Below are 12,507 nucleotides of genomic sequence, written 5' to 3'. Positions count from 1 at the left end.
GGTCCGCGCAGAAGAAATCTGACTGAGTGTCAGAAACCTCTTGTACTGCCACGGCACCTCCTGCAACCTGTTCTCGTTCCGGAGGCGGTACGGCGACGGGAGGACGGCAATGGGCGGTACGGAACACCTGACCGTGCGGCGTGAGGGTGCCACGCTCGTGCTCACGCTCAACAGGCCCGAGGCCAAGAACGCGCTCTCGTTGCCGATGCTGGTCGGGCTGTACGACGGGTGGGTCGAGGCCGACGCGGACGACGCGGTCCGGTCGATCGTGCTGACGGGTGCGGGTGGCTCGTTCTGTGCGGGCATGGACCTCAAGGCGCTTGCCGGCAAGGGGATGGAGGGGCAGGAGTACCGGGATCGGCTCACCGCTGATCCGGATCTGCACTGGAAGGCGATGCTGCGGCACCATCGGCCCCGAAAACCGGTGATCGCCGCCGTCGAGGGGTATTGCGTGGCCGGCGGTACGGAGATCCTCCAGGGCACCGATATTCGGGTCGCGGGGGAGTCGGCGACCTTCGGGTTGTTCGAGGTGAAGCGGGGGTTGTTCCCCATCGGGGGGTCGACCGTGCGGCTTCAGCGGCAGATTCCGCGGACGCATGCGCTGGAGATGCTGCTCACCGGGCGGCCGTACAGCGCTCGGGAAGCGGCGGACATCGGGTTGGTCGGGCATGTCGTGCCTGAGGGTTGTGCCCTCGACAAGGCTCTGGAGATCGCCGAACTCGTCAATTCGTGTGGGCCGTTGGCTGTCGAGGCGGTCAAGGCGTCGGTGTACGAGACGGCCGAGCTGACCGAGACGGAGGGGCTTGCGGCTGAGCTCAAGCGGGGGTGGCCGATCTTCGACACCGCCGACGCCAAGGAAGGGGCCCGGGCTTTCGCGGAGAAGCGGGCGGCTGTTTACCGGCGGGCGTAGGCGGGTCGGTCCGGTTGTGTCCGCGGGTTCGTTGTGGCTGGTCGCGCACACGCGGCGGAGCCGCATATACGACACAGCCCCGCGCCCCCGGGTGGGGATGCGCGGGCCCAACTGTTCAGTCAGGAGAATGTCGTGACCGAAGTGCTGAAAGCTCCCCTCATCCTCGAATTTCCCTTCACCCGTTCCCTCGGGCCCGTCCAGAGCGCATTTCTCACCGGGCTGCGCGAGCGCGTCGTCCTCGGGGTGAGGACCGGGGACGGGCGGACTCTTGTGCCTCCCGTCGAGTACGACCCCGTGACCGCTGAGGAGATCCGGGATCTCGTCGAGGTCGGGGACAGCGGGACGGTCACCACCTGGGCCTGGAATCACGAACCCCGGCGCGGGCAGCCGCTCGACACGCCCTTCGCGTGGGTGCTGGTGCGGCTCGACGGTGCCGATACCGCGTTGCTGCACGCCCTCGATGTCACCGGACCCGATGCCGTGCGTACCGGTATGCGGGTACGCGTCCGGTGGGCCGGGGAACGCACCGGTGCCATCACCGACATCGCCTGCTTCGAGCCGTACGACGGGGAGGAAGGGCGTCAACCCGTCGCCCACAGCGGTGAGTTCGAGGACATGGTCACGGGCATCGTGGCCCAGGCGCGGCTCGACTACGTCTACTCGCCCGGGCGGGCCCAGACCGACTACATCCGCGCGCTCTCCGAACAGCGCACCGTCGGAGAACGCTGCCCCTCCTGCCGGAAGGTGTACGTCCCGCCCAGGGGTGCGTGTCCCACCTGCGGGGTCGCCACGGCGGAGCACGTCGAAGTGGGTCCGCGGGGCACGGTGACCACGTTCTGCATCGTCAACATCAAGGCGAAGAACCTCGACATCGAAGTGCCGTACGTCTACGCGCACATCGCCCTCGACGGCGCCGACCTCGCGCTGCACGGGCGGATCGGCGGGATTCCGTACGACCAGGTGCGCATGGGGCTGCGGGTCGAGGCGGTGTGGAGCGAGGGGGGCCGCTATCCGGACCACTACCGGCCCACCGGCGAACCCGACGCGGACTACGACGCCTACAAGGAGCTGCTGTGATGTCAGGAGACCCCGCACCGCGCGAGATCGCCGTGGTCGCCTTCGCGCAGACCGACCACCGGCGGACCACCGACGAGCTGTCCGAGGTGGAGATGCTGATGCCGGTGCTGCACGGCGTCCTCGAACAGACCGGCCTCAGGACCGCCGACATCGACTTCACCTGCTCCGGTTCCAGCGACTACCTCGCTGGCCGGGCCTTCTCCTTCACCCTCGCCCTCGACGGCGTCGGAGCCTGGCCGCCGATCTCCGAGTCGCACGTCGAGATGGACGGCGCCTGGGCGCTCTACGAGGCCTGGGTCAAACTCGTCACCGGCGACGCCGACACCGCGCTCGTGTACTCGTACGGCAAGTCGTCCCCCGGCTCCGTACGCGACGTAATGACCCGGCAGCTGGACCCGTACTACGTCGCCCCGTTGTGGCCGGACGCGGTCGCCCTGGCCGCCCTCCAGGCGCAGGCCCTCATCGACGCCGGCGACACCGACGAACCCGCGCTCGCCGCCGTCGCGGCCCGCAGCCGGACCGACGCGAGCGCCAACTCCCATGCCCAGGTGCGCGGTTCGGTACCGCAGGGCGACTATGTCGTACGGCCGCTGCGCACCGGTGACTGTCCGCCGATCGGTGACGGCGCCGCCGCCGTGATCCTCGCGGCCGGGGACCGGGCCCGCGAGCTGTGCCCACGGCCCGCCTGGATCAGGGGGATCGACCACCGCATCGAGGCACACGGGCTCGGCGTGCGGGAGTTGACGGACTCGCCGTCCGCGCGGCTCGCCGCCGAGAAGGCCGGTACCTTCGAACGGCCCGTGGACACCGCCGAGTTGCACGCGCCGTTCACCGCGCAGGAGGTCGTCCTGCGCAAGGCGCTGCGCCTCGGTGACGACGTGCGCGTCAACCCGTCCGGGGGCGCCCTCGCCGCGAACCCCGTCATGGCCGCCGGGCTCATCCGCATCGGCGAGGCCGCCGCCCGCATCCACCGGGGCGAGTCCGACCGGGCCCTCGCCCACGCGACCTCCGGTCCCTGTCTCCAGCAGAACCTGGTCGCCGTACTCGAAGGGGATCCGCGATGAGCAAGGAGCCCGTGGCCGTCGTAGGGATCGGCCAGACCAAGCATGTCGCCGCGCGGCGGGACGTCTCCATCGCGGGGCTGGTCCGGGAGGCGGCCCAACGCGCCCTGGAAGACGCCGAGTTGACGTGGGCCGACATCGACGCCGTCGTCATCGGGAAGGCGCCCGACTTCTTCGAGGGCGTCATGATGCCCGAGCTGTATCTCGCGGACGCGCTGGGCGCCGTGGGGAAACCGATGCTGCGGGTGCACACCGCCGGTTCAGTGGGCGGGTCGACGGCGCTCGTCGCCGCGAACCTCGTCGCGGCCCGGGTGCACGGCACGGTGCTCACGCTGGCCTTCGAGAAGCAGTCCGAGTCGAACGCCATGTGGGGGCTGTCCCTGCCGATCCCCTTCCAGCAGCCGTTGCTCGCGGGTGCGGGCGGGTTCTTCGCGCCGCATGTGCGGGCCTACATGCGGCGGACCGGGGCGCCCGAAACGGTTGGCTCGCTGGTCGCGTACAAGGACCGGCGGAACGCGCTGAAGAACCCGTACGCGCATCTCCACGAGCACGACATCACGCTGGAGAAGGTCCAGGCCTCGCCGATGCTGTGGGACCCGATCCGGTACTCGGAGACCTGTCCGTCCTCGGACGGCGCCTGCGCGATGGTCCTCACCGACCGGGCGGGCGCGGCCCGCGCACCACGTCCGGCGGCCTGGATGCTGGGGGGCGCCATGCGGAGCGAACCCACACTGTTCGCGGGAAAGGACTGTGTGTCGCCACAGGCCGGCAAGGACTGCGCGGCCGATGTGTACCGGCAGGCGGGGATCGCCGATCCGCGGCGGGACATCGACGCCGTGGAGATGTACGTGCCGTTCTCCTGGTACGAGCCCATGTGGCTGGAGAACCTCGGCTTCGCCGACGAGGGAGAGGGCTGGAAACTCACCGAATCGGGGGTGACCGAGCTGGACGGCGACCTTCCCGTGAACATGTCAGGGGGAGTGCTCTCGACCAATCCGATCGGCGCCTCGGGCATGATCCGCTTCGCGGAGGCCGCCCTCCAGGTGCGGGGCCAGGCCGGAGAACACCAGGTGGAAGGCGCTCGACGGGTTCTCGGGCACGCCTACGGCGGCGGATCGCAGTTCTTCTCGATGTGGCTCGTGGGCAGCGAACCCCCCGCCTCCTGAAAGGTCCCCCTCACGTGGCCTGTTGGCATCAGAAACCGATCGCTAGGCTGGCCGCGGACGACGAATCGGGAGGAGCACGGACGTGGCCGAGAGCACCATCCAGCAGCACCCGCTTGCGGGCTGGGACAAGCCGGAGCTGGACCTCAGTGACGCCGATTGGCACTCGAGCAGCCGTGGCCTGGGGGATGTCCAGATCGCCTTTGTCGAGGGATTCATCGCGATGCGCAACAGCGGCCGCCCGGAAAGCCCTTCCCTGATCTTCACGCCCGCGGAATGGGGCGCGTTCGTGTCGGGGGCGCGGGAAGGGGAGTTCGACCTCACCTGAAGGTGACGGTTTCCCGGCCGAGCGGCGGGGACATGCGCACATCCTCCGCCCGGCCTTCACCCGTGAGGGTGGCGGCCGGGCTGCGTGCCGCACGCGGCTGTCTCCGGTCGGTTTCCCCGAGCGGCTGGTCATGTCCCGCGAGAGCGCCCGCGGACGGCGTCGCGGCGACGGGTCGTACGACCGCGGGCCGGCGCGGACCGCCTTGGGATCTCCCCGTCGCCGTCCGCGTACAGCCGCCGCTCGCAAGGGTGCCCCGCGCGATTTTCCGGACACGCGACCTTGAGAACCCTTTCGGTGCCGTTGCCTGAGCCAGGCTGGCCCCGGAGGGGAAGGTCCCGTTACTCCGGAGGAGAGGAACCCATGAGCACCCTGCCGGTCATCGCGGCGGTCGACGGTTCGGACGACAGCCTGCGCGCCCTGGACTGGGCCGTCGACGCGGCCCGCGGACGCGGGGCACCGCTGCGGGTGGTCCACGTGTGGCAGTACGCCGCCGCCTGGACACCGCCCGGCGTCCTGGTCGCCGGACCACCGGAACCGGATGAGGACGACGTGCTCGACCAGGTCCGTACACATCTCGAAGGGCGTGCCGACCTGCCGGTCACCGAGTACGTCGGGATGCAGGGCGCCCCCGGCGCCGTCCTGCCCGAACTCGGCTCCGGCGCACAGCTGTTGGTGCTCGGCTCGCGTGGCCGGGGCGGCTTCGCCAGCCTGCTGCTCGGCTCGAACGGCATGGCCGCCGCCCGTGACGCGGACTGTCCCGTCGTCGTGGTGCCGCGTCCCGGGCGCGAGGTGCACGGCGAGGTCCCGGCCGGACCCGGACCCCGCGTGGTCGTGGGACTGAAGGTGGACAGCCCCGACGAGACCACCCTCTCCTTCGCCTTCGCCGAGGCGGCCCTGCGCGGCGCCCGCGTCCAGGTCGTCGCCGCCTACCCGTGGCCGCCGCAGGCCTGGGCGGCCCCCGGCGAACTCGTCCCGCCGGTCATCGACCAGGACGCCGTCGAGGACGAGACCCGCACCCTCACCGAGGCCCTCCTCGCCCCGCACCGCAAGCGCCACCCGGACCTCGACACCGAGTCGTACGTCGCACCCGGCGACGCGGCCGGCCACCTCGTCGCCGCCTCCGGGAATGCCGACATGGTCGTGGTCGGCCGCCACCGCCGCCGCCTGCTGTCCCCGGCCCGCCTGCTCGGCTCGGTCACCCAGGCGGTCCTGCTGCACGCGGCGAGCCCGGTGGCCGTGGTACCGCCGACAGCGCCGGAGGAGTGACCAACTCCCCTGCCGCTACGGCGACTTGCCCGACGGCGTCACGCCTCGAGTGGTGCGCCGGCGGGCGGGGCGCCGGTCACGGCCACAGCAACTGCTTCCGCCAGCCCCCGACTTCACGCAGATAGACCAGCCGCGTGTGCCGCCGCTCCTTGTCGCCCTGCCAGAACTCGACCGACTCCGGACGCACCGTGTACAGGGTCCAGCCGGGTGCCACGAGATCCGGCTCGTCCGCCAGCCGCTCCAGTGACTCCTCGACGGCGGCGTCCCGTTGGGCCGGATCCGCGAGCGGCTGTGACTGGCGGCCGACGAGCGCCTCCGCGCGGGCCCCGATGCTCCGGGCGAGGAAGTCCGCCGCACTCTCCTCCGCGTCCGCCGCCACCACGGGACCGCGCACCCGGATCTGACGGGCCAGCGGCGACCAGTAGAACGTCAGGGCGGCGAACGGCCGTTGGGCGAGATCGCGGGCCTTGACGCTGCCGCCGTCCGACGCGAACCGCCAGCCGTCGGGCCCAACGCCCTTGAGGATCAGGGTCCTTGCCGTCGGGTTGCCGTCCGCACCGGCCGTGGACACCGTCATCGCGTGCGGCTCGCGCACCCCGGCCTCCAGCGCCCCCAGCAGCCACTCCGTGAACAACTCGGACGGGGTGTCCGGCGCGATCAGCGGGTCGAAGACGGGCAGTTCACCAGCGAAGACCTCCACATCGCGCAGCAGCCGCCGTAGATCATCCATCGATACTCCCCCGTGCCTCCGCCGTCCCCCGGGACCCGGGAGAACCGGCCGATACGCTTTCGGCCACTACCGGGTCGCGCGACCTTCGGAAAGCGTACGCTGAGGTCCCTGTAGCTCACGGTGCGCGTTCGCTCCCCGCGCGGGCGCACCACCGTGGCAGGGGGTATGGGCATGGGGCAGCGGAGCGCGCGCGGTCGACGGACGCTCTTCGAACGGGAGAATGAACTCACCGCCGTGGACGAGGCGTTGGGCGAACTGACCGGACTGCGCACGGACGGCGGCGAGCCGGGCGACCGCCCGCGCGGTGCCCTCCTCGCCTTCGCGGGACGGGCCGGCATCGGCAAGACCACCCTCCTCACCGAAGTGCGCCGCCGCGCCGCCGCCCAGGGCTGCACCGTCCTCTCCGCGCGAGGCGGCGACCAGGAACAGCGGGTCGCCTTCCACGTCGCCCGCCAGCTCCTGCAACCGCAGTTCGCCGGGTCGGCCGACGTCGATCTCCGCGCCGCGCTGGGCAGTTGGTACGACATCGTCGGCCCCGCCCTCGGACTGTGCGCGCCCACCCAGGGCTCCCCGCCCGACCAGCAGGGTCTGCGCGACGGCCTCGACTGGGTGCTCACCCACCTCGCGGTGAAGCGTGCCCCGATGGTCCTCGTCCTCGACGACGCGCACTGGGCCGACCCCGAATCCCTGGGCTGGCTGGCCGCGTTCGCACCCCGCGCCGAGCAACTCCCGCTGCTGGTCGTCGTCGCCTACCGGCCCGACGAACTCCCGGCCCACGCCGAGTCGTTCAGGGGACTGCCCGGCCGGGCCGGGGGCCGACCCCGTGACCTGGAGCCGCTCAGCGTCGAAGCCGTCACCGACCTCGTGCGGGAGACGCTCGGCGAGCACGCGGACGACGCGTTCTGCCACGAGTGCTGGGCCGTCACCGCCGGGAACCCCTTCGAGACCGTCGAACTCACCGCCAAGGTCCACGACCGCGGCCTGACCCCCACCGAGGCCGGGGCCCACCAACTGCGCGACCTCGCCGCCGCCGTCAAGGGCAGCGGCCTCACCACCCGCCTCGAACGCCTCGGCGCCTCGACCGTCCGCTTCGCCTGGGCCTGCGCCGTCCTCGGCACCGAGACCCATCCGATGCTCGCCGCCGCCGTCGCCGGACTCGGCCACGAGGAGGCGGCCGACGCCGCCGACGCACTGCGCGGCGCCCGTATCCTCACCGGTACACCGACCGCCTCGGGCCGGCTCGAGTTCGCGCACCCGCTCATCGCCACCGCCGTCTACCGGGCCATCCCCGCAGGCGTCCGCGTCGCCCTGCACGGCCAGGCCGCCTGGTGCGTCATCGACGAAGGCCAGGGCCCCTCCGCCGCCGCCCGCCACCTCATGGAGACCCACCCCGACGGCGACAACTGGGTGGTCCGGCAACTCCGCGCCGCAGCGGGCGAGACCCTGCGCGCGGGCGCCCCCGACACCGCCCGCAGCTACCTCGCCCGCGCCCTGCGCGAACCCCCGCCCTTCGACGACCGTGCCGCCGTCCTCCACGAACTGGGCTGCGCCTCCCTGCTCACCGAACCGGCGACCACCGTCAACCATCTGCGGGCCGCCCTCGAAGAGCCCATCAGCGACGCAGGTCTGCGGCAGAACATCGTCTACCGCCTCTCCCAGGTCCTCGCCCACAGCGACCGCCTCGCCGAGGCCTCCGAGACCCTCGCCCGCGAGATCCGTGTCACCGACGACGCCCGGGTCAAACTGCGCATGCTCTCCGAGCAGTTCATGTGGGACGCCTTCCGCGCCGACGAACCCGACCACCCCTCGCGCTCCCGCCGCCTCACCAAACTCGCCGACCGGCTCAAGGGCCGCGACCTCACCGAGCGGTACATCATCGGCCTGCGCACCTGGGACGCCGTACTCCGCGGTGAACCCGCACAGGTGGCCCTGCACCATGCCGAGCGCGCGTTGAGCGGTGGCCTCGGCTGGGCCGAGGCCGACCGCGGGTTCGAGGTGCCGGTGCTGGTCGCCCTCGCCTTCATGTACTGCGACCGGCCGGGCCGCGCCGAGGAACTGTTCGCCACCGGCATCGCCGACTTCGAACAGCAGGGCTGGCGCGGCGCCCACCTGTCCTTCGGCTACACCCTCCTCGGCTACCTCCGCTACCGGCGCGGCCGCCTCGCCGAGGCCGAGGACTTCGCCCGCGCGGGCCTGCGCCTCGCCGAACGCGTCGGACCCGGCACCCCTGTCTACTGGTACGGCACCGGCATCCTCATCGAGGTCCTGCTCGCCCGCGGCCGGGTCGAGGAGGCCACCCGGCTGGCCGAGGACCACGATTTCGCGGCGCCCTTCCCGGCGGCCGTGGTCTTCCCGGACGCCCAGACCGTCTACGGCGAACTGCTCCTCGCCCGCGGCCTCGCCAAGGAAGCCGCCGCCGAACTCGCCTCCGCCGGCCGCCGCCTCGGCCCGCGCGGCATCCGCAACCCGGCCTGGTGCCCCTGGCAGCTCCACCTCGCCCGCGCCGAACGCCACGACACCCCCGAGCGCGCCGTCGCCACCGCCCACGAAGCGGTCGCCCGCGCCCGCCAGTTCGGCACCCCGTCCGCCATCGGCCAGGCCCTGCGCATCGCCGCCGAGGTCTCCTCGGGCCCGGCCCGCGCCAAACTCCTCGAAGAGTCCGTCACCCACCTCGAACGCTCCCCGGCCGCCTACGAGTTGGCCTGCGCCCTGGTCGCCCTCGGCACCGAACTCCGCCGCACCGGCAGGTCCAGGGAAGCCGGCGACCACCTCTACCGGGGCCTCGACGCGGCCGTCCAGTGCGGCGCCGACGGCCTCGCCGACACCACCCGCGCCGAACTGGTCGCGGCAGGACTGCGCCCCCGCCTCCTCCACAGCACGGAAACCGACACCCTGACCACCCAGGAACGCGCCGCCGCGACCCTGGCCGCGAAAGGCCGCACGGACCACGAACTGGCCGTAGCACTCCACACGGACGAACAGACGGCCGTACGGCTGCTCTCGGCGGCCTACCGGAAACTGGGCACGGACCGCACAGGCTTGGACACGGCACTGTTCAACCTCGCGTGAGCCCCACACCTCAGGGGCGCGAGGCCGTGCCGATATGCGGCTCCGCGGCGTGGGCGCGACAAGCTCCCACGGCCCGCACTCGACGGCGCGCCCACTACGGCTCCACCGCCGGACAGCACCCCGTACCATGGCCACATGTCGTTCCTCCGCCGCCGCAGCGCCACCCCCGCCGGCCCCGAATTCGATGTGCTGGCCATGGACCCGGGCGACTGGCCCGGGAACCTCGGTGCCGGTCTGCTGCCCGCTCCCGACGGCACGTGCCAGGGTGTGTTCCTGCGGTACGACCTGTTCGGCGGTCGCGGCCCCGCGATGGTCATCGGCAATCTGCCGGAGGGCTCCCCGGCCCGTGACGTCGCCGAGGACGAGATCCCGTTCGAGGTCGCGCAACTGCTCCTCGCGCTGGAGAACGACGAGGAGGTGACCGTCGTGGGAGCCGAGGACATGCCGGTGATGCAGGGCGACAACCTGCTGATCGTGCGCCGCCTCAAGCTCTCCGAGAGCCGGATCTCCTGCGTGCAGTTCGACCGCAGCGACAACGTCCTGGTCACCATCGCCGCCTGGGACCGCCCCATCACGGACGACCTCTACGCCCTGCTGAAACCGCTCCCGGCGGAACTGTTCCAGCAGGGCTGAGGCGCGGCTACCGGCTGGACCGCTCCAGCTGGACGTCCGCGGCACGCACGTACTCCACCCGGTGGCCGTACTGGATCTCGTAGTAGAGATCCTTTCCTACGACCACCTTGTGCGAGTCGGTGGTGAAGGTGACCGCGTAGTAGTACTCGCCGGGCACCTTGTCACCGACCACGTACTTCTGGCCCTTGAGCAGGGTGTACGGCAGCGGGGAGACCGCCTGGGCGGGCACTCCCGTCGGATAGGCCGAGGCCTCCGGGTAGGCGCGGCCGTACACCGGGACGCTGTCCGCGCCCGCCTTCGGTGTCACCACCAGACCGGCCGCCGCCACGGCGGTGGGCTGCTTCTTCGGGTTCTTGAACCAGGCCTCCTGTCCCAGGTACCAGATCGCGGTCCAGTCCCCGGCACGGTCGGCCACCGCGTACTGCTGCCCGGTGGACACCCGTGAGGACAGGTCGTTGACGTCGGTGGTCGGTGCCGTACCGCGGCCGATGTCCTTGATCAGGGGATAGGTCTCGCCCGGCCCGGAGTAGAGCCGGACCTCGCTGGAACCGTGCACCGCGCACGGCTGGCCCGCGGTGACGCAGCCCGTGTACACCGGCTGGTTGGCCGCATAGTCGGGGCGGATCGTCACCAGGCCGCCGCTCCTGTGCGCGGTCTGCCTGACCGGGTGGCCCAGCAGGTCGAAGTAGTGCGCCCAGTCCCAGTACGGGCCCGGGTCCGTGTGCATCCCGGGGACCGTGGACGTGGTCGGCCCCGGCACGTTGTCGTGGCCGAGGATGTGCTGCCGGTCCAGCGGGATGCCGTACTTCTTGGTCAGGTACGCCACCAGGCGTGCCGACGAGCGGTACATCGCCTCCGTGTACCAGGCATCCGGCGCGGCGAGGAATCCCTCGTGCTCGATGCCGATCGACTTGGCGTTGATGTACCAGTTGCCCGCGTGCCAGGCCACGTCCTTGGCCTTCACATGCTGGGCGATCAGACCGTCGGTGGAGCGGATCGTGTAGTTCCACGACACATAGGTGGGGTCCTGGACCAGATTCAGGACACCGTCCCACTGGCCTTCCGTGTCATGGATGACGATGTACTTGATGCTCTGCGACGCGGGCCGGTCACCGAGGTCGTGGTTGCCGTAGTCGTCGTTCCCGAACTGGGAGTACGGCGCCGGGATCCACTCGCACGACACCTTCTTCGGGCACTCCGCACCGTCCGCGGAGACCGTGCGCAGACCGGTCCGCCGCAGCTGCGCGGTGTCGGGCGCGAGACCCGGCCGCGCGGCCAGGGAGACCCGCTCACCGGCGTCCGTGGTGCGCTGCTCACCGGTGTGGATCACGTCGTAGACATCGTTGGCATACGCCGCCGCCGTCGCCGTGTCGTCCGCGCCGGAGAAGCGCGCGATCGCGCCGTACCAGTCGGCGGGGTCCGCGCTCAGCGACTCGCCGAGATCCTTCTGGGCGTCGGCCAGGAGAGCCGCGCCGCCCGCCACGTTCGCGGTCTCGTCGGTACGCAGGTCGGCCGCCGGGAGCCCGGTCAGCTCGGCCGCCTTCGCCAACGTCCGGAGGCGGGCGGGGAGTCGGGACTCCGCCGGGAGCTGCGCGGTCGGGTGCAGGGCCGTGCGGGCGCCGTCGCCGCGCGGGTCCTCGGTGCCCTCGCTCAGGTGCTCCGTCGCGGCGAGGGCGGCGCGGGCGTCGGTGAGGTGCATCGGGCCGTAGCCCCCGGTCACACTCGGCGCTCCGCCGTGCGTGTCCCAGCGGGACTGGAGATAGGAGACGGCCAGCAACACCGTCTGCGGCACGTGGTACTCGGCGGACGCCGAAGCGAACGCCCGCTGGAGGGTGGAGGCGGAGGAGTCGGTGGGGCTCTCCGACGGGGCCGCGCCCAGCAGCGGCAGCAGCAGGGCGGCGGTGGCGAGCGCGCCGGCGGACCGGCGCGCGCGTCTGTGCCCGGGAGAGCGGGTGGGGTCGGTCGAGGTTCCTCGCAATGCAGCCTCCTGGGACGGCGGGATTGTCATGAACCGTGCGGGGCCGGACGTGGGTCAGTGGTACCGGCTTGCCGACGATCCGTCAATCATGCCCAGAGGACGGCGATTTCCCATGTCAACGGGGGATGCGGGGAGTTTCGTGGCGGTGGTGTCCGGGCCTGCGGGGCGTCAGTGGAGTACACCAATGGGGGGTGAGCGGCGCGGCGCGGGCCGACATATGGCGGGTCGACATATGGAGGCCGGGCACATGGAGGTCCGCCATATGGCGGCCTGACACACGAAGGTCCGCGGT

Annotated in this window: 10 protein-coding genes; 8 read left to right on the top strand and 2 right to left on the bottom strand. The window is 71.7% G+C overall.

Features of this window, described 5'->3' with window-relative positions:
• Positions 1-109: 109 nt before the first annotated feature.
• The 6 genes from ACIRB1_RS17310 to ACIRB1_RS17285 all read left to right on the top strand — a co-directional run bounded on the left by ACIRB1_RS17310 (position 110) and on the right by ACIRB1_RS17285 (position 5,805).
• Positions 110-910: a crotonase/enoyl-CoA hydratase family protein gene (locus ACIRB1_RS17310; protein ID WP_403466102.1), complete on the top strand. Its 801-nt coding sequence runs from the start codon at positions 110-112 to the stop codon at positions 908-910.
• Positions 911-1,042: 132 nt separating this feature from the next.
• Positions 1,043-1,987 carry a Zn-ribbon domain-containing OB-fold protein gene (locus ACIRB1_RS17305; RefSeq protein WP_403466101.1) on the top strand — a complete coding sequence of 315 codons (945 nt, stop codon included), beginning with the start codon at positions 1,043-1,045 and terminating at the stop codon, positions 1,985-1,987.
• Positions 1,987-3,051 carry a thiolase domain-containing protein gene (locus ACIRB1_RS17300; protein ID WP_403466100.1) on the top strand — a complete coding sequence of 355 codons (1,065 nt, stop codon included), beginning with the start codon at positions 1,987-1,989 and terminating at the stop codon, positions 3,049-3,051. Before ACIRB1_RS17305 ends, ACIRB1_RS17300 begins: the two co-directional genes overlap by 1 nt.
• On the top strand, positions 3,048-4,214 hold the full coding sequence (locus ACIRB1_RS17295) for a thiolase domain-containing protein (protein WP_403466099.1): 1,167 nt from the start codon (positions 3,048-3,050) through the stop codon (positions 4,212-4,214). Before ACIRB1_RS17300 ends, ACIRB1_RS17295 begins: the two co-directional genes overlap by 4 nt.
• 82 nt (positions 4,215-4,296) lie before the next feature.
• On the top strand, positions 4,297-4,539 hold the full coding sequence (locus ACIRB1_RS17290) for a DUF397 domain-containing protein (protein ID WP_037740657.1): 243 nt from the start codon (positions 4,297-4,299) through the stop codon (positions 4,537-4,539).
• Between the two features lie 360 nt (positions 4,540-4,899).
• On the top strand, positions 4,900-5,805 hold the full coding sequence (locus tag ACIRB1_RS17285) for a universal stress protein (protein WP_403466098.1): 906 nt from the start codon (positions 4,900-4,902) through the stop codon (positions 5,803-5,805).
• A 76-nt stretch (positions 5,806-5,881) separates the two neighbouring features.
• Here ACIRB1_RS17285 and ACIRB1_RS17280 read toward each other — a convergent pair whose 3' ends face one another.
• Positions 5,882-6,535, bottom strand: coding sequence for a pyridoxal 5'-phosphate synthase (locus tag ACIRB1_RS17280; RefSeq protein WP_403466097.1), 654 nt, complete (start codon positions 6,533-6,535; stop codon positions 5,882-5,884).
• 171 nt (positions 6,536-6,706) lie between these two features.
• Between ACIRB1_RS17280 and ACIRB1_RS17275 the strand changes: the two genes are divergently transcribed.
• Together ACIRB1_RS17275 and ACIRB1_RS17270 are read left to right on the top strand one after the other, a co-directional pair.
• A complete protein-coding gene (locus ACIRB1_RS17275) occupies positions 6,707-9,604 on the top strand; it encodes an ATP-binding protein (protein ID WP_403466096.1) in 2,898 nt (965 codons plus the stop codon).
• Between the two features lie 135 nt (positions 9,605-9,739).
• Entirely contained in the window at positions 9,740-10,237 is a 498-nt protein-coding gene (locus tag ACIRB1_RS17270) for a hypothetical protein (protein WP_266774848.1), read from the top strand.
• A 7-nt stretch (positions 10,238-10,244) separates the two neighbouring features.
• On the opposite strand, the gene ACIRB1_RS17265 is transcribed toward ACIRB1_RS17270, so the two are convergent.
• On the bottom strand, positions 10,245-12,215 hold the full coding sequence (locus ACIRB1_RS17265; RefSeq protein WP_403466095.1) for an N-acetylmuramoyl-L-alanine amidase: 1,971 nt from the start codon (positions 12,213-12,215) through the stop codon (positions 10,245-10,247).
• Positions 12,216-12,507 lie beyond the last annotated feature (292 nt).

The organism is Streptomyces sp. NPDC096013, from assembly GCF_044763565.1.
Classification (GTDB): domain Bacteria; phylum Actinomycetota; class Actinomycetes; order Streptomycetales; family Streptomycetaceae; genus Streptomyces.
This window is presented reverse-complemented; position numbering and strand designations above follow the sequence as displayed.